Origin of the sequence: Brevibacillus sp. NSP2.1, assembly GCF_000470975.2 — a bacterium.
GTDB classification, from domain to species: Bacteria; Bacillota; Bacilli; order Brevibacillales; family Brevibacillaceae; genus Brevibacillus; species Brevibacillus agri.
Window position 1 is genome coordinate 4,423,670 of the sequence record NZ_CP048274.1, and the last position, 21,338, is coordinate 4,445,007.

A 21,338-nucleotide genomic window follows, 5' to 3' on the forward strand; every position below is an offset into this window, starting at 1 on the left:
AAGAAGGATGACACGTGGATATACGGCAATTGCGCTACTTTATCGCCATCGCGGAGGAAGGCCAAATTACAGGGGCGGCGAAACGGCTGAACATGGCCCAGCCTCCTTTGAGCCAGCAGCTCAAGCAAATGGAGGACGAGCTGGGCGTCACGCTCGTGGAGCGCTCCGGGAAGCGGATGGAGCTGACCGAAGCCGGGCTTACCTTGTACCGCCAGGCGCTCAACATCGTCCACCAGATGGAGGAAGCGCTCTCCGAAGTAAAAGAAACGGGCGAAGGCATTCGCGGGACGCTGTCCATCGGGGTGAGCGCCTTGTCCGCCTACCGTCTGCCGGAGCAGATTCGCCTGTTTCAGCAAAAATATCCGCTCATTACCTACAAAGTCTGGAAGGGCGATACCCAACTGCTCAACCAGTGGCTGGAGCGGCGCACCATCGAGGTCGCGATCGTGCGCCTGCCCCACTCGCTCAACAACTGCACGATGATTCCGCTGGAGGAAGAGGCGTTCGTCCTGATCGTCCCCGCAAGCTCGCCGTATGCGGACCGCACCGAGATTCACATGCGGGAAATCGCCAAGCTTCCGCTCATCATGCCCAGCCTGCCCGGCCTTGGCATTTACGACCTGATCGTCAAAGAGTTTTCGCGCCTTGGCGTTGCGCCGCACGTCATCTGCGAATGCCCGGACATCTCGCTGATCGTCAGCATGGTCGCCGCTTCCGTCGGCTCGTCCATCGTCCCGATTTCCGCCTGGGAGACGCACAAGAGCGAACAAATCCATGGAATCAGGCTTGCCGGGACGTCCATTTACTCGTCTGCCGCTGTCGTCTGGCAGTCGGGCCGACACTTGTCCAAGGCTGCCAAGCGGTTTATCGAAACGTTTTCGTAAACGAGTAGAAACCGAAACAAAAACCCGTGCGCACAGCCATCTGCTACGCGTCCGGGTTTTTGTGGTATAATTTGTAAAAAACACAAAAAAGGCATGATCGAATTTGCAAAGCACACAAAAAGGACGCGTACAACCAAAATCATACTGGCAATTGGCGGTAGTGATCGCGCTCTTTTTCAGTTGGTTCATCGTCTGGGAAAACGCAAAGGAGCGCCACCACTTTGCCACCGATGAGCTGGTTTACACGAAGTCGATTTTTTCCGACGTCATGTACAAAATCGAATACGAACGGGATCTGACAGGAAATGCCGTCGCGTACCATACGGTTTCCGGCCCTGACTACGTTCGGGAGCGGCTGATTCCTGCCGAGAGCACCGAGTCCACATGGATAAAGCTGCAAAACGAAGTGCACCGCTTGCTTCACGGGGAACAAGAGCTAGTCTTTTTCCTCGCCAATATCGTCTATTTCCTGCTCTCTGCCCTTATTTTCCGCCCCTACTATTCGCAGCTTCGCTTCCGAAAAACGGCGCTATTGCTTTGCGGCGGGTTCTTTCTTTTCCTCTGCTTTTCGGCTGGGGATGCGTGGGTGAGTACAAGGGCAACCAAGGCTGCGCCGATGGCTTGGCGCAGCCAAGTTTTCCAATGCGCTAAGCTAGTTCCGCTCCGACTTCACCTCTATGCCGTGTCTGCGAAACAGCGCCGCCGTCACGCCAGCTCCCGGCACCTTTTTCCCGGAAAACTGGCCGTCGTACACGAACGAGCTGCCACAGGACGGGCTGTTTTCTTTCAGGATGGCAGACGTCGCCCCGACCGTTTGCGCCAGCCTCAGCGCCTGATAAGCGCCCGCCACAAATTCAGCCGTCACGTCACAGCCTGTCTGGTCGATAATTTTTGCCCGCCCATCCAGCACGTCGTTTCCGTCTCCCCCGACAATCTCCGCTGGCGGACGCGGAGTAGGCAAGCCGCCCAACTGCTCCGGACAGACAGGGATTACTTTGCCGTCCCGTAGCAACTGCTCCAGTTCCTTGTCCAGACACGATTTTTGGTCGTAGCGGCATTCGCAGCCGATCAGGCAAGCGCTAATCATTTTCACAAGCGATCCCCCTCCCATGTGTTTACAGCTTGCGCAGCTTGACGCTTTGCACCATGTGGTCCTGTCCCTTGTTCAAAATCAACTGGGCACGGACGCGCGTCGGCAAAATGTTTTGCACCAAGTTGGCTCCGTTGATCTCCGTCCAGATGCCTGTCGCCACCTCTGTCGCTTCCTCGTCAGACAGGCTCGCGTAGCGCCGGAAATACGAGTTCGGATCGGAAAATGCCGTCTGGCGCAGCAGCTTGAACCGCTCCACGTACCATTGCAAAATATCTTTTTCCTCGGCGTGCACGTAAATCGAAAAATCGAAAAAGTCGGAGACGATCACCTCGGAAATATGCGGCTCGTCGCCTTTTGGCGGCTGGAGCACGTTCAAGCCTTCCACGATCAGGATGTCGGGCTGGCGGACAGTCTGCCATTCCCCTGGCACGATGTCATAGACGAGGTGGGAGTAGACCGGGGCCTTGACCTCGGGAAGACCGGACTTCACATCGGCCAAAAAGTTGATAAAGCGGCGCAGGTCGTAGCTTTCCGGGAAGCCTTTGCGCTTCATGATCCCCCGCTCTTCCAAGACGCGGTTCGGATACAAAAAGCCGTCCGTCGTCACCAGATCGACCTTGGGATGATTCGGCCAGCGCGACAAAAGCGTCTGCAAAATACGCGCTGTCGTGCTTTTTCCGACCGCCACGCTTCCGGCGATCCCGATGATAAACGGCACCTTGCCGTCCTGGTTGCCCAAAAACGTATGCGTCGCCTGATACAGCTCCTGCATGCCGCCGACGTACAAATTCAGCAGCCGGGACAGCGGCAAGTAAATATCGGTCACTTCAGTCATGGATATATTTTCGTTCAACCCCTGCAAACAGGCGAGCTCTTCGTCTGATATGGTAAGCGGTGTGGAGGCCCGCAGCGCTCTCCACTGCTCGCGATTAAACGTAACGTAGGGTGATGCCATGGGAATGTACATCCTTTCCATCATGAAAGTGCTTTCTTTGTTTCATCACAAGGTAAGTTTACACTAGCATGCCTCTCTTGGGAACAAGAGGGTGTCCCAAATAGAGCCACAGCACCTTCTTTGTTTATGGAAAACAGATGCGCACCCACGGAAAATCCCGCCTCGCTGTTACGTCGCCGTCGCTGCCGGACCTGTTGCGGGCATGCGCTTTTTTTCTTCCAGCTCCCACTTTTGCGCCTGCTCGTCCCAGCGATATTTGGCAAGGTGGTTGCTTCCCAGCCCGTCATTGTATATGACGACAGCCACTGGCTCGTCTTTTTTCAAAAAGACGGCAGGAATACTGCCCTTGTAGGCCGTTCCGCGCTCCACCATCGGCTGGCGGGAAAGCAGCCCGATCTGTTTCAGCGCGTCTTGCTTCCAACCCATGTCTGTATAGATCGCGTTTTGCTTGTAATCGTGGAGGTACGCATACGCCGACAGCGACAGCCCGAAGCTTTGCAAAAACTGTTCATGCCGCTGCTCGCGGTCCAGCGCAAATTTCACGTCCGCATGCAGCGACAAGCTGTTGGTCAGAAACAGGACGTTTTTGACCGCATACAAATACGTCGGGCCGCTCGCCGAAAGCGGCAGGAGATCCTCCCGCAGCTTCGCCCCCTGAAACGTATAAGTGACCTCCTTCGGGCGAGTGAAGTCCTCCACGATCTTGATTTGATCGGCCCTGTACCCTTCCGGAAAAAAGAGGATGTGCACCTTCCTGTACGGTTCCTCCAACAGAACGCCTTCCTGCGCCTCGGCAAAAACTCCCGCCAACGGAGAAGCGGAAATTTTCGCTGCGTGTACTCCGCCGTACAAGGCCATGATCTCGATTAGCTGAGCCGCGCGCTGACAAAGTACCGCTTCGCCATAGGGCGCTTCCAACGGATGTTTGCCCCCTTGATTGCTCACACCAACCTGAAGGCCGACGCCGACCGTGACCGCCAGCACGATTCCGGCAGCAACCGCCCCTCCGATTCGCGGGAGCGCGCTTTTCCGTCTTTTCGCCTGTGTGAGAATGTTCTGCTCCATGCGTGCCTTCCGCTCGTCGTCGAGCTTCCACGCTTGCCGTTCGACTGTTGCCAATTGGCGCAATCCTTTTTCTACGTCCACGGTTCTCCCTCCTTTAGCAACAGCTTTTTCAGCTTTTCGCGCGCGCGGTGCAAACGGGTGTAGACAGCGCCGGGCGATATGCCGAGAACCGCCGCGATCTCTTCCGCGCTTAGTTCTTCGTAGTAGTGGAGAACCAGCATTTGCCGATGACGATACGAAAGCTTCGCCATACAGCCTGCCAGTTGGCGCCACTCTTCTTTTTGCAGCACTTCCTCTTCCAGCCCGGAAAAGCCAGGCACAGCCGGTTCCGCCTGATACAGCAAATGCCGAAACGACCACGAGCGCATGTAGCGTTTGCACTCATTTACCGCAATCCGATACAGCCACGTCTCGATTTTGCTCTCTCCGCGAAAGCGCGGCAGGTGCTGGTACGCGCGCAAAAACACTTCCTGGGCAATATCTTCTGCGACCTGCCTGTCCTGGACAAGCCAGCAGCAGAGACGGTAAATCCGGTACAGATGAGCGTCCATGATCGCTTCCAGCGAGACGTCGACTGTCGTGCGAAGAATCGAGAGCGACGGCAGCAGTTCTTTGTCTCTCAGCGTCCTCCCCTCCCTTTCAGCATTTAGATACCGCAGCCCGCATTTTCTTACACGTTTTTTGGCGAATCCACAAATTCTTATCTGGATAAAAAAGCAAGCTGACACCGACGGCATCAGCTTGCTCTCCTGCTTGCGCTTATTTTCCCAAATACGCCTGCAGCATCCACACATGTTTTTGCAGGCTTTCGCTCATTCCCAAAAACATGTCGCCCGTCGCTTCGTCATCGGCTGCCTCTGCGGCGACGATCCCTTCCTTCAGCTCGCCGATCAACGTCGTAAAGTCGTTCACGACCGCCTGCACCATCTGCTCGGCTGTCTCGCCAGAAGCCGCTTCCTTGATCGAAGCCTGCTCGATACAGGCCTTCATGGTCGAGACAGGCTGGCCGCCGACGGCAAGCAGCCGCTCCGCCAGGTCGTCCACATATGTCGCCGCCTCGTTGTACAGTTCCTCGAACTTGGCGTGGAGCGTAAAGAAGTGCGGACCTTTTACATACCAGTGGAAATGGTGCAGTTTCACATACATCACAGACCAGTTGGCAACCTGTTTATTTAAGACATCGGTGACGGGCCGACTTATCGTCATGCTCATGAAAAGGACGCTCCTTTCTCTGATGAAAAAGATACAGCGTCTGTAGTGTTCCGCCGCTCGCCTCATCCTATACCCGGACCCTGCCTTGAAAAACGGCGTGTGAGAAGCCTGCGTTATTTTTCCTGCAAGCTGGCCGCCCGCTCCTGCAAAAAGGTGATCGCGTTGTACGTCTGCATCGCTGTGCCGATCACCAGGCTACGCTCATCGAGGTCAAAGCGCGGATGGTGGACAGGATAGACGAAGCCCGCTTCCTCATTGCGCACCCCGAGGTGGTAAAAGGCGCTCGGGACATGCTCCGCGAAAAAGGCGAAATCTTCCACGCCCAGGCTCGGCAGCTCGTTCACCTTGACCCGCTCTCTTCCGAGCAGTTCTTCGCCGCACTTTTTCACCAGGTCGACCATAGCGTTGTCGTTGATGAGCGAGGTGTAGCCTTCCTCGAACGCCACCTCTGCCGAGCCGCCGAGACTTTTCGCCGTCAGTTCGGCTACCTCGCGCACGCGCTCTTTCACCATTGCCCGCACCTTTTTGTCCAGCGTCCGGATCGTTCCGGTCAGCTTCACTTCCGAGGCGATGATGTTGCTTGCCGTCCCGCCAGCGATCATGCCAAGCGAAAGCACCGCCGAGTCGCGCGGGTCGACGTTGCGGCTGATGATCGTCTGCAGGGCGGTAATGACGTGAGCCGCGATCACGATTGCGTCCTTGCCGTTGTGCGGGTAGGCTCCGTGCCCGTTTTCCCCGCGGACGACAATGTGCACATCGTCAGAGGCCGCATTCATCTGTCCGTACTTGACCGCGATGCTACCGACAGCCAGCTCAGGCGATACGTGCAAGCCAAAAACCGCTTCCACGCGCGGGTTGTCGAGCACGCCTTCGCGGATCATCGGCAGCGCCCCGCCCACCGTCTCTTCCGCAGGCTGGAAAAACAGCTTCACGCTGCCGGACAGTTGCTGCTTCTGCGCCGCGAGCAGCCGCGCCGCACCGAGCAGGCACGTCATGTGGGCATCGTGGCCGCAGGCGTGCATCCGTCCGGCGATTTGCGAGCGGTACTCCACGGCGTTTTCCTCTACAATCGGCAGCGCGTCCATGTCGCCGCGCAGCCCGACGACAGCTCCTGGCCGTGCGCCTTCAATCAGTCCGACGACACCTGTGCCCGCCACTTTTGCATGCGGAATCCCCAACTCGTTCAAGTAGGCGCTAATTTTTTCCTGTGTGCGAAACTCCTCCAGCCCAAACTCGGGAAATTGATGAAAATCGCGGCGAACTGCCCTCAGCCAAGGAAGCAGCTCCTGCGCTTGCTGCATGATCCAGTCGTTTTGTCCGGGACTCATACGGTCACACTCTCCTCTACCGCGAGTATTCTTGAAGTCGCGTCAAGCGTAGCCTCGACGCCGAAGGGCAGCGCCATATTGTAAGAGCCGTGCCCGATCTGCACGTTCCAGATCGTCGGCTTTCCGTAAGGCACGACGATGTTTTGGAACACGTCCCAGACGGAAAAGCCTTCGCGCTTCTTCGGCTCGCAGTTGGTCCACGTGCCGATGACGATGCCTGCGCAATCGGCGAACAGGCCGCCGAGCGCAAGCTGTGTCAGCATGCGATCTACGCGATACGGCTCCTCGTCAATGTCTTCCAGAAACAGGATTTTGCCGCGGGTATCCACCTGATACGGCGTGCCCATTAGCGTGGCGATCAAAGCGAGGTTTCCGCCGACAATCGGGCCGTACGCCTGCCCTTCCACGAGACAGAGAATGTCCTCTCCCGGCGGGTTGATGATCGGCCCGAGCGGCTCAGGCCGGGTCAGCGCCCGCAGCAAATACTGCCTGGTCCAGTCGTCCAGGCCGTGCGCAATATCCGAGGTCGCCATTGGCCCGTGCAAGGTCGCCAGATGCGATACCTGTCCAAAAGCGGCGTGCAGCGCAGTAATGTCGCTGTACCCGACAAACAGCTTCGGATTTTGCGCAATGAGGTCGTAATCGAGCAGCGGCAAAATTTGCGGGGACCCGTAACCGCCGCGCATGCACATGATGCCGTCCACCTCGTCGTCGGCAAACATCGCGTTCAGCTCGCCTGCCCGTTGCTCCGGGGTGCCCGCCAAATAGCCGCCGTACGTCTCATAGCACGTCTGCCCGACCTTTACCTTGAAGCCCATCTCCATGATCGCGGCCACTGCCTTGCCCAGCACCTCTTCCGTAGCGGGACTGGAAGTGGCGACCAGCCCGATTGTATCTCCTGCCCGCAATGCTTTTCCTTTATTCATCCGACACGTCTCCCTTTATCAATTGTCCATCTGTCCACAGCGGCCCTTGCGCAAGCAGCTTTTGCACACACGTATGCGTTCCCTCATCCGTTCATGACTTTTTCAATATTGCAAAAACAATGCCAACAAGCTGCCCGCTCCCTGTATGTACAGCGGCTATTCACGGCCGCATACAAGCACCGCCCATTCGCGCAGGAACCATCCTGCATGCTATTCACGCGCGAATAGCGATTATTCACCTGTGAATACCCACTTTCTCAGCTTCCGGCTGGCGGATGGCTGGCTGATGCCGAGCGCTTCCGCTACTTTTGTCGTCGTCTTGTGCTGCTCGTAGGCGCGCTGCAGCAACTGCCGTTCGACTTCCTCCATCGCCTCCTGCATCTGCATCACCCGCTCGACCTTGATGCCGCCCAAGGCGCTATCCTCATGGCTGTGGATGTACCGGGGGATTTGCGTCGGCGTAATGAGGACGTCAGGGGCGGTCACCACGAGCCGCTCCACTACATTTTCCAATTCGCGCACATTGCCTGGCCAATCGTATTCCGCGAGAATCCGGAAGCAGGCGTCGGAAAGCTGCCGATCCAGACAGTACTTTTCGCAAAAAACGCCCAGGAAATAATGGACGAGCACCGGAATTTCCTCGCGGCGTTCCCGCAGCGGCGGAATTTCCAGCGGCACGACGTGAATCCGGTAGTACAAATCTTCGCGAAACCTGCCCTCTTTGACCATTTGCCGCAAGTTTTGGTTGGTGGCGGTAATCAGCTTCACATCGACCTTGCGCGGAACGGCGCTGCCTACGGGCGTAATCGTTTTTTCCTGCAAGACGTTGAGCAGCTTCACCTGCAAGGCGAGCGGCATCTCTCCGATCTCGTCCAAAAACAGCGTGCCGCCGTTCGCCTTTTCGATCAGGCCCGCTTTGCCGTCCTTGTCCGCTCCGGTAAACGCTCCTTTTTCGTATCCGAACAGCTCCGATTCCAGCAACGTCTCCGGGATCGCTCCGCAGTTGATGTGGACGAACGGCTTGTCTGCGCGCGGGCTGCATTCGTGGATGTACTTCGCGAGCACGCCTTTGCCGACGCCCGATTCTCCCAGCAAAATCATGGACGACTCGACCTGCGCCAGCTTTTCCGCCAGCGCGGTGACCTGCTCCATCGACTGGCTGCGGTAGACGAGACTGATTTTGCCTTTTCGCCTGCTGTTCTCCTTTGTCATTTCGCTTTGCAAAAGGCCGCCGACGTACTTGCGCTCATTTTGCTCCTGCTGCAACTGCTCGTGGTCGGTAATGTCAATCGACGTGTTGACGACTCCACAAAAGTTGCCGTCCGCGTCCCAGAGCGGGGTGCCCTCGACCAGCAGCCGGCGTTTTTTCCGGGTCGTCTGGATCGTGTGCACCTTTTTCCGATCGCGAATGACGCGCATCGTAATCGTCGGGGAAAAATAGCCCAGATGGTAAAATTCCTCAATCGGCTTGCCGATCATTTCCTGCGGATCGATCCCGAAAAACTCTTCGTAGCGCCCGGAGCAATACAGTGTCCGTCCTTTTTCATCCGTCACGTGAACGATGTCAAACAGCCCGTCCAATATGGCTTCAAAGTCGATCATGCCCGCCTGCCACCCCCTGTCTCATGCTCGTCGACGCGCACGTAGCGATTCGTCGGCCTGCCGACTCCGCCGTAGCTGACGTCGATTCTCACCATCCCGGCCTTCTCCAGGTAGTCCAGATAGCGCCTCGCCGTCACCCTGGCGATGCCTACCCGCTCCGCCACATCTTCCGCCGACAGCGCCTGGTCCTCGTTGTCGAGCTGGCGAATGATCTGCTCTAACGTCACGGCGTGTAGCCCTTTTGGCAGCGGACTCAGCTTGCTGCCTGTGCCTGCCGAAGCCGAGCGAGCCTGTTCCTCTTCGCGCTCTGACGCCCCGCGAAACAAAAGCTGGTCTACCTCATCCTGCGAAGCCGCCCCTGCCTGTTCGATCTTCTGGCGAAACTCGCGGTAGGTTTCCAGCGACTTTTTCATCCGGTCAAACGCGAACGGCTTGATGATGTAGTCCATCGCGCCGCCGCGCAGCATCGCCTGAATCGTCGCCTTGTCCTTGGCCGCGGTCACCACAATGACATCGACGTCCTGACCGGCCGCGCGCAGCTCCGCGAGCGCTTTGACCCCGTCCTGAATCGGCATGAAAATGTCCATGATGACCAAGTCCGGCCCCAGCTCCTGCACCATCCACACGCCGTCGGCCCCGTTCGCCGCCATCCCGACGACGGTGAAGCCTGGCACGCGCTCGATAAACTGCTTGTTGATCTCCTGCACCATCGGATCGTCTTCCACTACCAGTACGCGAATGCTGTCCGTCTCCACTAGTCGTCCACCTCCTTCATCGGGAATGTAATCATGAAGCTCGCTCCTGCTCCCGGCCGGGAATGGCAGACCAGCTCGCCCCTTCCTTTTCGCACCAGTTGATGCACCAGGTGCAGACCGAGTCCGCGGTTCGCCCGGCTTTTGGTGGAGAAGCCTCTTTCCAGCATCTTCTCGCGCGTCTCTTCGTCCATCCCGATCCCGTTGTCCTCCACGAGAATCGAGCACACCTCTTCATCCTGCTCGATGCTGATCGTAATCTCCTTGTCCGCACGCTCGCACTGCTCCAGCGAGTCAAATGCATTTTCGATCAGATTGCCCAGAATGAGCACGAAGTTGTGGTGGTCCATGTAGGGTGGAAATTTCTCCAGGTGGCTCATCCTGTCGATGACCACGCGAATGCCCAGTTCCTTGCCGCGACTGACCTTGCCGATCAACAGCCCGGACAAGTTTTCATCCATGATCCGCGTCGTCAGAAAAGACGTCAGTTCCTCCTGCTCCTCGTTGATCTCGAACAGGTAGGCGAGCGCCTTGTCGTATTGGTTGAGCTGCAGCAAGCCCGCGATCGTGTGCAGCTTGTTCATGTGCTCGTGGTTTTGGACGCGGAGGGCGCCGACAAACTCCTTGACCCCTGTCAGTTCCTCCGCCATCCGCGCAACCTCTGTCCTGTCCTGGAAGATGGCGAGGGCGCCGACGATCTTGTCCTCGACTTTAATCAAAAAGCGGTTGGACCAGAGCAAGGCATTGCCTACGTGCAGTTCGGTGTTCGTAAAGTTTTGCCGCAGTTCCAGCACCTCGGGCAAGCGGGTGTCGGGCAGTACCGAGCGAATGGATTTTCCCAATACGTCTCCCTCGATCCCGAAAATTTGCTTGGCCCGATCGTTGAAAATCGTGATGTGCTCCCGGTTGTCGATGGCGATGACCCCTTCGTGCATGGCGTGGAAGGTTGCCGTCCGCTCGACCAGGATGCGCGCGATCTGCTCCGGCTCCAGATCGAGCATCTGCTTTTTGATGTGGCGAGCCAGCAAATAGCTGCCCCAGACGCCGACCAAAAGCGAGAGAATCAGCGTCAGCGCGATGTTGCCGCGCTCGCTTTTCATGACCTCCCACGTGCCGGGCATCACCCGGCCCACCAGCACCACCCCGACCTGCTGGTGCTGCTCGTCCATGATCGGCACGTAAGCACGAAGCGCCGTGCCCATGTCCCCTTTCACCTTTTGCAAATAGGAGTGCTCAGAATACGCCTCCTCGACAGCCGCATCCTCGAACACGGTGCCAATCCGCTCGTCCAGCGGGTCGGAGTAGCGCACCCGCTCCATATTCAAGACGACGATGTACGTCACGTCATTGACGACTCTCAGCTTGTGCGCCGTCGGGTTGATCTGCCGCCAGCCGTCCGGCTCCTGGATGCTTTCCTGCACCAGCGGAATCTGGGCGACAGTGCGGGCGATCGTCATCAGCCGTTGGCCAAGCTGATTTTCCGTGACCCGAATCATGCCTCCCACAATAATCAGCAGCCCAATAACCAGAGAGAACAGCACGATTCCCACCGAAAGCAGCATAATCTTCCATTTGATCGTTAACTGTTTGAACAGACCAGCTCTTCCTTTCCAGTGGGGATTGCTTGCTTCTCTATATTTTGGTACAGTACATCCAGCAAATCAACTGATCGTGGGCAGGTGAAAAAAGATGAAATCTTTTCTGAGCATCGCGCTGTTTGTGATGATCGCGCTTGTGAGCGCTGTCATGATCGGCTTCGGGACAGACCTGTCGATGGCGAAGCTCGGCTATGACGAGGTGCAGGAGGGACTGTCCGAGCGCATCATCATCAAATTCAGCCACGTGGTTGCGGAAAACACGCCAAAAGGCTTGACGGTGGAACGGTTCGCGCAGCTTGTCAAAGACAAGACTCACGGACGCGTCGAGGTGCAAGTGTTCCCCAACAGCGTGCTGCACTCCGAAAAGACGGAGATATCGGCCCTGCAAAACGGCGAAGTGCAAATGATCGCGCCTGCGTTCTCCCACCTGTCGAGCATGATCCCGGCCTGGGCTGTGCTCGAATTGCCCTATCTGTTTCGGACGCAGGAGGACGTGGAAAACGTATTCAACGGCGAAATCGGGCAAATGCTGTTTTCCACGCTGGAACAATCCGATATGAAGGGGCTGGCCTTCTGGTCGAGCGGCTTCAAGCAGATGACGGCGAATCGCCCGCTGATTACGCCAGACGACTTCGTCGGCCAACGTTTTCGCATCATCCCGAGCGCCGTGCTGGAAGCGCAGTTTCGCTCTTTTCATGCCATTCCGATCGGCTCGTACTTCGGCGACCTGTACAGCATGCTGGCGAGCGGAAAAGTGGACGGCGAGGAAAACACGATTTCCAACGTGTACACGAAGCGGCTGTATCAAGTGCAAAAGTATATGACCATCAGCGACCACGGCTTTCTCGGCTACGCGGTCGTCATTAATCAATCGTTCTGGAACAAGCTCCCCCCGGATATTCAGCAAGCGATCACAGAGGCGATGCAGGAAGCGACCGCGTACAACAATCAACTGGCTGTTTCCATGAACGCGAGCCAACTGCGCATGCTCCAGGAGCAGAAAAACATCCAGATCCACGTGCAGACAGAAGAAGAGCGCGCAGCCTGGATTCAAGCCGTGCAGCCAGTCTACGACAAGTTCGCAGACAGCATCGGGGCTGACTTGATGGAAAAAATCAGAGAGCTTCACCAGAGACGGTGAAGCTCTTCCGCTCTCGCCCGTCTTTACGTCTGCTTAGGCAGGATGAGGGTAAAGACCGAGCCCTGTTCACTGCTTTGCCGAAGCATGAGGTCGCCGCCCAGCGCTTTGGCCATCATGCGCGAGTACGACAGCCCAAGTCCCAGCCCCCGCACCTTGTCTTTTTTGTTGCTGCCGCGAAAAAACCGCTCGAAGACAAGCGGCTGCTCCTCTGCCGGAATCCCGTGTCCGTTGTCCTTCACGTCGATGCGCATGTCGCCTTCGGTTTCGTACAAAACAAGCTGGATGCTCCCCTCGGCCTCTGCTTTTCCGATCGCCTGTCTCGCGTTGTTGAGCAGGTTGGTCAAAATTTGCTGGACGCGGCCCGGGTCAACAAAAACGGTCACAGATTTTTCCGGGATGACGACCTCAAACGAGATCGCCCCCAGGTCTTGCACAATTCGCCACTGCGAGGCGATTTCCCTGACCAGCTTGCTGATGTCCTGCTCCTCCTTGTGGACGGTAATCGCCCCTACGGCAAACGAGTTGAAATCGAGCAAGTCCTCGACCATTTTTTGCAGACGCCTTGTTTCGCGCAGGCATATCTCCAAAAATTCCTTCTGCTCTGCCCCCGATACGACTTCATCGTTAATCGCCTGGACCAGCCCGCTGATCGAGGTCACGGGCGTTTTCAGCTCGTGCGTTACTCCGGCCAACAGCTCTGTCCGCATGCTTTCCAGTTGGCGCAGGCGGTCAGCCATCTCCTTGAACGTGTAGACCAGCTCGTGAATTTCCCGTTCCTGGATTGGCTGCGTGATCGCGACATCGTAGTTGCCTTCCACGATTTTGCGTGCCGACAGCACGACTTGCTGAATCGGCTCCGACAGCCGCCGGGAGTGAAAGTAAATGACGGCCCAGCCAAGCACGCCGAGGCTGCCGAGCATGATGACCAAATATTGCAATTGCTCCCGGCCGATTTTGATATCGGTCTCGGGAAAAAGCAAAATGACCTTCCCGATAATATTGTCATTATATTCCAAATTTTTCCTGATGACGTACAGCGTGTCGCCCGATGCCTGCTTGATCCTGTCTGCCGTATCAGCCTGCTCAAGCAAGCCGGGAAGCGCTTTTTCCAGCGTGGGCGGCAGCATTCCCGGGCGGCTGTAGATGACCTCTCCCTGATTGTTTTTAATAAACAAGACCAGGTTGCGATCCACCCCCATGAACTTGCGCCGGTTGTCCAGCACCTGATGCAGCTTGGCCCCCACCAAAATGTCGCCTTCGTCGTCTACGACCCGATCCGCCACTTCCTCGGCGAACAGCCGGGTCACCTCAATCTGCTTTTCCACCGCAGCATATTTGATCCAGTAGGCAGACACGGCCCCGACGATGAGCAGTCCTACGACCAGTGTCAGCAGGTAGCGGGTCGTCCAGTAGCGCAGGAGCGAAACGGGTTCCTTTTTTTTAGTAAACACAGAATTGATAACCCACCCCTCGCAGCGTCTTGATCTCGCCTTCGTGGGCGGGCCAATTTTCCAATGTTTTTCGCACGCGCTTGATGGCGAGATCCACGGCGCGGTCGCTGCCCCCGTAGTCCATTCCCCACACCTGCTCAATCAACTGCTCGCGGGTAAAGGTCTGGTTCGGGTTTTGCGCCAGAAAGAGCAGCAGCGACAGGTCACGCGGATGAAACACCAGTTCCAGCCCGTGCAGCGTGACGTGGTGGGACTGGAAATTGATTTTCAGGCTGCCGAAAAAGCGCGTCTCCTGGTCTTTGACCAAAATCACCGAGCGGCGCAGCACAGCATTGACCCTCGCCACCACTTCCTCGGCGACAAACGGCTTTGTTATGTAGTCGTCGGCTCCCTGGTTCAGCCCTTTCAGCTTTTGATCGGTCTGTCCCAGCGCCGTCATAATAATGACCGGACAGGCGCTTTTTTCCCGAATATACTGCAGAATCTCCCAGCCGCTTCGCTCGGGAAGCATGAGATCCAAAAGAACGAGATCCGGTTTTTTTTCGTCAAACAGGCGGATCGCTTCGATGCCGTCTTCAGCCTGCCAGACCTCATAGTCCGCTTTTTGCAGGTACGCTTTCAACACGCGCGAGATCACCAGTTCGTCTTCTACCAACAAAATGCTTTTCATAGGCTTCCTATTCTCCCATTCGCGATTGCTCGCATGGTCCTCTCTTTCTGCTACGTACTACTATACTATCAGTTTACCCCTTTCTTTTTATAATTGGATTTGCGTGTTTTTGGAAAATAGGAAAAAAGCCTTGCCCCCTTACAGGAGACAAGGCTTTTTTGACTGCCATTAGTTGATAATGTCGTCCTCGAAGTAGATGTCGCCATCGCTTGCATCGCCTTCAAAGTCGTATTTTTTCTTGTCGTTGTTGCTGGTGTCGACGATCTCGCCTACCACGTCTGCATCGTCGAATTCATCCCAGATGTCCTCGATGACGTTAATCACGAGGTCTTCATAGTCGGAATCGTCCAATTCGTCCTCGTACTCATCGAAGTCGAGAGCGATTTCTACCTCGATCTCATCTTCGTCGCCGCTCAGGGTAATATCCCACTCAGCGCCGCGGAAGTCTTCGTAATCGTCATTCAGAGCATCTTCCAAGTCATCCAGTTGATCGTCGAAATCGTCGTCGTCATCTTTGTTTTTCGCATCTTCCAGATCGTCTTCCAGATCGGAAATTTGCCGGTTCAGCGTGTCGATTTTGCTTTGCAGGCTGCGGATTTGGGCATCGCGCGCTGCCAGTTCAGCCGCATGCTGGGCATCAGCCTGGTCTTTTACCGTGATAGTGTACGTATTGCCATCCCAGACGACTTCCTTGTTGAACACGCCTGCCATCATGCGCAGCGGAATGTAGGTGGTTCCGTTGACGATGAATGGTTCGATCGTAGTCGGAACGGCAGCGCCGTTATACAAAACCTTGATATTGTTGTACTTCGCCTGCAAGTTTTTTGTTCCAGTCGCTGCCTGAGAGCCAGTCGGCAGCAAGCTTGTCGCAAGAACCACCGCTGAGAAAACTGCTAGATACTGTTTTTTAAACATCGAAAATCCTCCTTCTCCCGGTTGTCTTTTTCATGTCATGTCGCTATGTACATAACTTACTTTACCTACTGATCGTGTCGAGCGTATGTCAACATTGCATTTTTTCCTTTCCAGTTTCAGGAGAGTCCATGACCAAAACGACCAAAACAACCAATATGACCGTATCATTTTCAATTTTTTGTCCATTCTATACAATGCGAAATAGATGAGTGAAGCGCTTACAACAGCATTTCTAAAGACGAAAGAGAAAAGGGGTCGGTTCGATGCGGATCAACTTTAAAAACCTGACCGTTCAGGTTGTGATTGCCATCATCCTCGGGATTATCGTCGGGCATTTTGCTCCCAAGTTCGGCGCAGAACTGAAAGTATTGGCAGATATTTTTGTGAAGCTGATTAAAATGGTCATTCCGCCGATTGTGTTTTTCACCGTCGTCAACGGAATCGCGAGCATGGGCGACATGAAAAAGGTCGGGAAGATCGGCGGCAAGGCGCTGATTTATTTTGAAATCGTTACCACGATCGCGCTCGCCATCGGGCTGCTCGTCGTCAACCTCATCAAACCGGGCGAAGGCTTCGACAAAACGGGCCTGACAAGCGGCGACGTAAGCAAGTACACAGAGGCGGCTGCGCAGTCGAGCCACGGCTTCGTTGATTTTATCGCCAGCATCATCCCGGAAAACGTCGTCGGTGCCATGGCAAAAGGCGAACTGCTTCCTATCCTGTTCTTCGCTGTCCTGTTCGGGCTGTCGCTCGCGGCAATGGGTCCTGCCTCCCAGCCTGTCATCAAGCTGTTTGACAAGCTGACACACGGATTTTTCGGCGTCGTCAACATGATTATGAAAGTGTCCCCGCTGGCGGCATTCGGTGCAATGGCTTACACGATCGGCAAATTCGGCATCGGCTCTCTTACCCGTCTGGGCCTGCTGATGACAGCGGTGTACATCACCATGTTTTTGTTCATCGTCCTGGTGTTGGGCGGTATCGCCCGCTACTACAAATTCAGCATCTTTTCGTTTATCAAATACATTCGCGAAGAAATTTTGCTCGTGCTTGGCACCTCCTCCTCGGAATCTGCACTCCCGCGGATGATGGACCGCCTGGAAAAGTACGGCTGCTCCAAATCGGTTGTCGGCCTCGTCGTTCCTACAGGCTATTCGTTCAACCTGGACGGAACCTCGATCTACCTGTCGATGGCGGCCATGTTCATCGCCCAGGCTTACGGGGTTGACCTCAGCATCTGGCAACAGTTGACGCTGCTCGGCATTTTGATGATTACGTCCAAAGGCGCGGCGGGCGTGACAGGCTCCGGCTTCATTACGCTGGCGGCTACACTGGCAGCTTTCCCGATGATTCCGGTCGAAGGCATTGCCTTGCTGCTCGGGGTTGACCGCTTCATGTCCGAGGCGCGTGCGATTACGAACCTGATCGGAAACGGCGTAGCAGCGGTTGTCATCGCCAAACAAGAAGACGAATTCCATCCGGAACGCGTCCAGCAAGCGAGTGACACGCCAGAGCCAGACTCTGGGCAGGAAGCAGAGAGCAAAGCGATCTTGGCCTAACAACATGATATGTGCCGCTGCTTCTGGCTATAACACAAGGGAACCCTTCTCGTGGGTTCCCTTGTTTCGTGACAGGCTCTTCTTTTCTCAGGCAAGTTTTTGACACGGATACACCATCCGCCAAAATTCATGCGCACTGGTGGAAGAAGGGTGCTCCTTGCTCAGTCATGTGGCCATGTCTTGCGCAGGTCCTGCTCGAACTGGCGCAGATGTTTGATCCGCTTCTGCGCAGCCTGGTATTCCTCCAGCCAGTGCTCCTTTTCCCGCTCGCGGATGATTTCTGCTTTTTTCTCCAGCTCCCGCACCTCATTGCGCAAGGCAATCACGATGTCCAGCAGCTCATCCATCTCCATGGAGCGCATGTCCTGAATAAAATGCCATTCGGCTTCGGTTAAACGATATTGCTTGTTGGCCACGCTTCATCACCCTTAAAAAATGTGTCAAATCTGTGCGAATTTGTTGCATCTATGTGAATTTGGATTTATTCCAAAAAGCGGATGCCGCTTCGTGTATAATAATGGATAATAGGTACGTATGTCGACAATGCCACCGTGCATGCACCGGGATTATTACTAAAATAGCACCGGAATGGTTATAATTCCAAATGATTATCGGCGACATGCAAAAGCGCTCTTTCGCGCCAAAGAGCGACTACCTAATATAAATTACAGATGTGAATTTGGAGGAGGCTGTTGCATGTTCTCTATTCGAGAAACAGATTTGCCGGGCATCGGCAGAAAATACCAGGTGGAAACAAAAAGCGGCGATAAGCTGGTCATCGTCATTCACGATGACGGACGCCGGGAAATGTACCATTTTGATCGCGAAGATCCGGACGACAACATTTCGATGGTGACCCTCGATGATGACGAGGCCCGGCAAATTGCCGCAATCGTCGGCGGGCTGACGTACAAGCCATCCGCTTTGGAAACAGTCGAGGTCGCATTGGACAAGCTAATGATCGAGTGGTACAAGATCGAACCGGGCGCACGCGCGATCGGCAAGACCATCGGCGAGCTGGACGTGCGACAGGAGACCGGAGCCACGATCATCGCGGTCATTGAAAAAGATCACAAGCAAACGATCAACCCGGGCCCCGAGTATGTGCTCTGTGCAAGCTCCACTCTAGTTGTAGCAGGTGAACGAAAGCAGGTGAAGGCGCTCAAGACTATTCTCAGCAACGGGGGTGATTGACCTTGGAGCACATCGTGTTTGAAGTCGGCCTTGCGCTCGCTCTGATAGCCATCGCCGGCTTTCTCTCCATCAAGCTGAAGTTCTCCATCGTCCCTTTTTACATTTTGGTCGGGATGGTCGTCGGTCCGCACGCGCCCGACATCGGCCTGTTCGACCTTCGCTTTATCGACAGCGCTCCGCTCATCGAATTTATGGGCAGAGTCGGGGTGCTTTTTCTATTGTTTTACCTCGGTCTTGAATTTTCGGTAGGGCGGCTCGTCAAGGCAGGCCGCTCTATTGCGATTGGCGGCACGATCTACATCGCCATCAACTTTACGCTCGGTCTGCTGTTTGGCTGGGCTGCCGGCTTTCCGCTCAAGGAAATGCTGATCGTCGCCGGAATCACCACGATTTCCTCCAGCGCGATCGTGGCCAAAGTGCTGGTCGATCTCAAGCGCACCGCCAATCGCGAAACCGAAATGATTCTCGGCATCATCATGTTCGAGGACATCTTTTTGGCGGTGTACATCTCGATCGTCTCCGGGCTTGTCCTCTCTGGTGCCACTTCGCTTGGCGGCGTGCTCTCTTCCGCCCTGATCGCGCTGGGCTACATGCTTTTGCTCATCATCGTCGGACGCAAGCTCGTCCCCTTTTTGAACCGCGCGCTGAACATCAAATCGAACGAAGTGTTCATGATTACGGTGTTCGCCGCCCTGTTTTTGATTGCGGGTTTTTCCGAGACTATCCATGTAGCTGAAGCCATCGGCGCACTGCTCGTGGGGCTCGTATTAGCGGAAACACAACATATGAAACGCATCGAACATCTGATACTGCCATTTCGCGACTTTTTCGGCGCCATGTTTTTCTTCAGCTTCGGGTTGACGATTGATCCCTTGTCGCTCGGGGGAGCCGTCTGGCTGTCCATCGTGGCGGTCATCATCACGCTCGTCGGCAACGTCGCCGCCGGTCTGCTCGCAGGCCGCAGCGCCGGACTGCCGCCCAAGGCTTCCACGAACATCGGGCTGACAATCGTTTCTCGTGGTGAGTTTTCCATCATCATGGCTAATCTGGGAAAAGCGGGCGCACTCATGGATATCCTGCAGCCGTTCGCCGCGCTGTACGTGCTGATCCTGGCGATATTAGGCCCTCTTTTGACCAAGGAATCCAAGCTCATCTACCAGTTGCTGAATGCCGTGCTTCCTCTGGAGCGGGGCAGCAAAAGCAAATCGCCGGAAAACAATCCCGGCAACTGATTGAACCGATTGCGGATATTCGCAGCTTTCTCAGTCAGGCTGGTGGTGGTTGGCCTTTGCCATCCTTTCACGTTTAACAAAAATGACTGCACGTCAGCCTGTTCTCATCCAGCGGGCTGCTTTTTTTCGCGCTCGCACGAGGTTCTCGTTTTGGCTTTGGAGCTGGTCTTGGGTCAGGCGACGACGCAACTCGCATCCGTACATGAGCATGAGAGATAGCCGCCCGCAAAGACCGGCGTCAAAAACGGCCGCTGCGCGTGCCCGGCTCACTTTACTGCATCCCCGCCAGCGTCTTTTCCATCCATTCGTAGCTCATCGGGCCGATGTACTTTTCGCGGATCACGCCATTGCTGTCGATGAGGAAACTGGTCGGAATGGAAATGGCTTTGTACGCGCCGGATACGTGCTTTTCGTCATCGAGCAGCACGGGAAAAGTCATGCCGTACGCCTGGACAAACGCTTCGACATCTTCTGGCTTCGTCTCCGTTGTTGTCAGGTTGACGCCCAGGATGACGACACCGTTCGCCTTGTTTGCTTCGTAAAACCGCTGCATGTCCGGGATTTCCGCCCGACACGGCGGACACCAGGTCGCCCACAAGTTGACGATGACTTTTTTTCCGCGCAAATCGGACAGCTTCACCTTGCCGCCACCGAGCTGCCGCAGCTCAAAGTCTGGCGCCAGGTTGCCTTTTTTCAACCCGATCGGCACGCTGCCCGGCTCGCTTGTCGCCGCATTTTCCGCTCCTGTGTCAAGGACGTATGCATCCACGACACCCCACGCCAGCAAGGCGACCAGCACGACAACCGCCCATATGTGATTACGCTTCATCCAACGCCTCTCCTTTCGCTTGGGTGGCGCGCCTGGACAAAAACAGCAGCAGCAGGGCGCAGCCGTAATAAGCGAGCTGCTCCGCAGAAAGTCCCAGCAGCACCGCTTGGCGAGGCTCGAAGTAAAACAGCACGTAGACCTGCCCGATCGCATACCACATGAGCGGCGCAAGCCAGGCAGGCAGCTCGGTGAGTGCTTCTCGCACACGTTGCAGCCAGCCGAGGAACAACAGACAGAGCACGAGCTGCTGGCCATGGTACCACACGCCGCCTTTTTCCAGCAAAGCCGTCAGCAGATGGTGCACGCCAGCCGCAGCCAAAAAGCCGATCGCCATCGCCCAGGCCACGAGCTGGACCGGCAAAGCTTTTTTGCGCACCGTCACCACGAGGTAGACCGCAACCGCCACGGCTGCCAGCCACGCTCCGCTCTCGCCCCCGGAGAAGTAGAGGATCGACGAAGGATTTTGCAGCATTTGCTCCAGATGAAACAGCGCATAGCTGAGCTTCCAGACGAGAAAGGCGAGAACGACCGCGTTGCTCAGCAGCTCTGTGATGGCAACTCTTGTCGCCCTCTCTTTTGGAAACAAAAACGTAATCGCAAGAAAGCCGCTGGCGATGGACACGATCACGGCCAGCGTGCTCATTTTCAACAAAAAGGGACCGATCTGAAAGGCGTCCGACAAAGCTGTTTCCTCCTTGGAAAAGATGGCTTGCGCTTGAAGGAGTTGCATACCATCTATCACCATATCAGGAAAAGGGGAATAATGGAATGCTCCGGGGAAATTTGTGTTGCATGGGCGACTTGGCTGTGCCTGCTGCACGAGTTCGGCGCAGTTTCGCGTGCAGCAGGGCAGGAATCATCCCCAAATGAAAAACACCACCCTCATCAAGTGGCGTTTTTTCAGATGACACCGCTGCTTATTTGTTTTCTGC

21 protein-coding genes are annotated in these 21,338 nt (G+C 55.8%); 5 read left to right on the top strand and 16 right to left on the bottom strand.

Going from position 1 to position 21,338, the window contains the following annotated elements:
- The first annotated feature begins 14 nt into the window (after positions 1-14).
- The gene (locus M655_RS21410; RefSeq protein ID WP_025847445.1) at positions 15-884 is read left to right on the top strand and encodes a LysR family transcriptional regulator; all 870 of its coding nucleotides are present in this window, start codon (positions 15-17) and stop codon (positions 882-884) included.
- A gap of 652 nt (positions 885-1,536) precedes the next feature.
- Here M655_RS21410 and M655_RS21415 read toward each other — a convergent pair.
- From M655_RS21415 to M655_RS21460, 10 genes are all read right to left on the bottom strand, one after another.
- Complete coding sequence (locus tag M655_RS21415) at positions 1,537-1,977, bottom strand: 2-thiouracil desulfurase family protein (RefSeq protein ID WP_005832041.1); 441 nt, start codon at positions 1,975-1,977, stop codon at positions 1,537-1,539.
- A gap of 22 nt (positions 1,978-1,999) precedes the next feature.
- Positions 2,000-2,932 carry a type I pantothenate kinase gene (coaA, locus tag M655_RS21420; RefSeq protein ID WP_005832040.1) on the bottom strand — a complete coding sequence of 311 codons (933 nt, stop codon included), beginning with the start codon at positions 2,930-2,932 and terminating at the stop codon, positions 2,000-2,002.
- A gap of 168 nt (positions 2,933-3,100) precedes the next feature.
- Positions 3,101-4,078, bottom strand: coding sequence for a hypothetical protein (locus M655_RS21425; RefSeq protein ID WP_026557935.1), 978 nt, complete (start codon positions 4,076-4,078; stop codon positions 3,101-3,103).
- Entirely contained in the window at positions 4,069-4,734 is a 666-nt protein-coding gene (locus tag M655_RS21430) for an RNA polymerase sigma factor (protein WP_005832038.1), read from the bottom strand. Before M655_RS21430 ends, M655_RS21425 begins: the two co-directional genes overlap by 10 nt.
- Before the next feature lie 22 nt (positions 4,735-4,756).
- The gene (locus M655_RS21435) at positions 4,757-5,209 is read right to left on the bottom strand and encodes a Dps family protein (RefSeq protein ID WP_007785779.1); all 453 of its coding nucleotides are present in this window, start codon (positions 5,207-5,209) and stop codon (positions 4,757-4,759) included.
- Positions 5,210-5,322: 113 nt separating this feature from the next.
- Entirely contained in the window at positions 5,323-6,537 is a 1,215-nt protein-coding gene (locus tag M655_RS21440; RefSeq protein ID WP_005832036.1) for a M20 metallopeptidase family protein, read from the bottom strand.
- The gene (locus tag M655_RS21445; RefSeq protein WP_007785781.1) at positions 6,534-7,463 is read right to left on the bottom strand and encodes a S66 peptidase family protein; all 930 of its coding nucleotides are present in this window, start codon (positions 7,461-7,463) and stop codon (positions 6,534-6,536) included. The genes M655_RS21440 and M655_RS21445 overlap by 4 nt, the downstream gene beginning before the upstream one ends.
- Positions 7,464-7,694: 231 nt before the next feature.
- On the bottom strand, positions 7,695-9,065 hold the full coding sequence (locus tag M655_RS21450; RefSeq protein ID WP_005832034.1) for a sigma-54 interaction domain-containing protein: 1,371 nt from the start codon (positions 9,063-9,065) through the stop codon (positions 7,695-7,697).
- Entirely contained in the window at positions 9,062-9,820 is a 759-nt protein-coding gene (locus tag M655_RS21455) for a response regulator (RefSeq protein ID WP_005832033.1), read from the bottom strand. Before M655_RS21455 ends, M655_RS21450 begins: the two co-directional genes overlap by 4 nt.
- Positions 9,820-11,379, bottom strand: coding sequence for an ATP-binding protein (locus tag M655_RS21460; RefSeq protein ID WP_005832032.1), 1,560 nt, complete (start codon positions 11,377-11,379; stop codon positions 9,820-9,822). The genes M655_RS21455 and M655_RS21460 overlap by 1 nt, the downstream gene beginning before the upstream one ends.
- A 127-nt stretch (positions 11,380-11,506) precedes the next feature.
- Between M655_RS21460 and M655_RS21465 the strand changes: the two genes are divergently transcribed.
- The gene (locus M655_RS21465; RefSeq protein WP_005832031.1) at positions 11,507-12,556 is read left to right on the top strand and encodes a DctP family TRAP transporter solute-binding subunit; all 1,050 of its coding nucleotides are present in this window, start codon (positions 11,507-11,509) and stop codon (positions 12,554-12,556) included.
- A gap of 23 nt (positions 12,557-12,579) precedes the next feature.
- Here the strand turns inward: M655_RS21465 and M655_RS21470 are convergent, their stop codons facing one another.
- The 3 genes from M655_RS21470 to M655_RS21480 all read right to left on the bottom strand — a co-directional run bounded on the left by M655_RS21470 (position 12,580) and on the right by M655_RS21480 (position 15,592).
- Entirely contained in the window at positions 12,580-14,007 is a 1,428-nt protein-coding gene (locus tag M655_RS21470; RefSeq protein WP_007785789.1) for a HAMP domain-containing sensor histidine kinase, read from the bottom strand.
- Positions 13,997-14,677, bottom strand: coding sequence for a response regulator transcription factor (locus M655_RS21475; RefSeq protein ID WP_025847473.1), 681 nt, complete (start codon positions 14,675-14,677; stop codon positions 13,997-13,999). Before M655_RS21475 ends, M655_RS21470 begins: the two co-directional genes overlap by 11 nt.
- Positions 14,678-14,845: 168 nt before the next feature.
- Complete coding sequence (locus M655_RS21480) at positions 14,846-15,592, bottom strand: stalk domain-containing protein (RefSeq protein ID WP_005832029.1); 747 nt, start codon at positions 15,590-15,592, stop codon at positions 14,846-14,848.
- Between the two features lie 263 nt (positions 15,593-15,855).
- Here M655_RS21480 and M655_RS21485 point away from each other — a divergent pair, with 263 nt between their 5' ends.
- Positions 15,856-17,151, top strand: coding sequence for a dicarboxylate/amino acid:cation symporter (locus tag M655_RS21485; RefSeq protein WP_007785794.1), 1,296 nt, complete (start codon positions 15,856-15,858; stop codon positions 17,149-17,151).
- A gap of 161 nt (positions 17,152-17,312) precedes the next feature.
- Here M655_RS21485 and M655_RS21490 read toward each other — a convergent pair whose 3' ends face one another.
- A complete protein-coding gene (locus M655_RS21490; RefSeq protein ID WP_005832027.1) occupies positions 17,313-17,567 on the bottom strand; it encodes a hypothetical protein in 255 nt (84 codons plus the stop codon).
- Between the two features lie 280 nt (positions 17,568-17,847).
- Between M655_RS21490 and M655_RS21495 the strand changes: the two genes are divergently transcribed.
- Both M655_RS21495 and M655_RS21500 read left to right on the top strand, forming a co-directional pair.
- Positions 17,848-18,345, top strand: coding sequence for a cation:proton antiporter regulatory subunit (locus tag M655_RS21495; protein WP_025847479.1), 498 nt, complete (start codon positions 17,848-17,850; stop codon positions 18,343-18,345).
- Positions 18,346-18,347: 2 nt separating this feature from the next.
- Positions 18,348-19,577 carry a cation:proton antiporter gene (locus M655_RS21500; protein ID WP_025847481.1) on the top strand — a complete coding sequence of 410 codons (1,230 nt, stop codon included), beginning with the start codon at positions 18,348-18,350 and terminating at the stop codon, positions 19,575-19,577.
- Positions 19,578-19,848: 271 nt separating this feature from the next.
- Here the strand turns inward: M655_RS21500 and M655_RS21505 are convergent, their stop codons facing one another.
- Positions 19,849-20,406 (bottom strand): peroxiredoxin family protein, encoded by a 558-nt coding sequence (locus M655_RS21505; protein ID WP_005832024.1) that lies wholly within the window; start codon positions 20,404-20,406, stop codon positions 19,849-19,851.
- Positions 20,396-21,088 carry a hypothetical protein gene (locus M655_RS21510; RefSeq protein WP_007785798.1) on the bottom strand — a complete coding sequence of 231 codons (693 nt, stop codon included), beginning with the start codon at positions 21,086-21,088 and terminating at the stop codon, positions 20,396-20,398. Before M655_RS21510 ends, M655_RS21505 begins: the two co-directional genes overlap by 11 nt.
- Positions 21,089-21,338 lie beyond the last annotated feature (250 nt).

Bases quoted from the DNA above. Each gene is read 5' to 3' on its own strand.
- M655_RS21460 (WP_005832032.1), bottom strand. From the start codon at position 11,379: ATGCTGCTTTCGGTGGGAATCGTGCTGTTCTCTCTGGTTATTGGGCTG.
- coaA (WP_005832040.1), bottom strand. From the start codon at position 2,932: ATGGCATCACCCTACGTTACGTTTAATCGCGAGCAGTGGAGAGCGCTG.
- M655_RS21480 (WP_005832029.1), bottom strand. From the start codon at position 15,592: ATGTTTAAAAAACAGTATCTAGCAGTTTTCTCAGCGGTGGTTCTTGCG.
- M655_RS21485 (WP_007785794.1), top strand. From the start codon at position 15,856: ATGCGGATCAACTTTAAAAACCTGACCGTTCAGGTTGTGATTGCCATC.
- M655_RS21495 (WP_025847479.1), top strand. From the start codon at position 17,848: ATGTTCTCTATTCGAGAAACAGATTTGCCGGGCATCGGCAGAAAATAC.
- M655_RS21505 (WP_005832024.1), bottom strand. From the start codon at position 20,406: ATGAAGCGTAATCACATATGGGCGGTTGTCGTGCTGGTCGCCTTGCTG.
- M655_RS21475 (WP_025847473.1), bottom strand. From the start codon at position 14,677: ATGAAAAGCATTTTGTTGGTAGAAGACGAACTGGTGATCTCGCGCGTG.
- M655_RS21465 (WP_005832031.1), top strand. From the start codon at position 11,507: ATGAAATCTTTTCTGAGCATCGCGCTGTTTGTGATGATCGCGCTTGTG.
- M655_RS21450 (WP_005832034.1), bottom strand. From the start codon at position 9,065: ATGATCGACTTTGAAGCCATATTGGACGGGCTGTTTGACATCGTTCAC.
- M655_RS21440 (WP_005832036.1), bottom strand. From the start codon at position 6,537: ATGAGTCCCGGACAAAACGACTGGATCATGCAGCAAGCGCAGGAGCTG.
- M655_RS21430 (WP_005832038.1), bottom strand. From the start codon at position 4,734: ATGCCGTCGGTGTCAGCTTGCTTTTTTATCCAGATAAGAATTTGTGGA.
- M655_RS21445 (WP_007785781.1), bottom strand. From the start codon at position 7,463: ATGAATAAAGGAAAAGCATTGCGGGCAGGAGATACAATCGGGCTGGTC.
- M655_RS21435 (WP_007785779.1), bottom strand. From the start codon at position 5,209: ATGAGCATGACGATAAGTCGGCCCGTCACCGATGTCTTAAATAAACAG.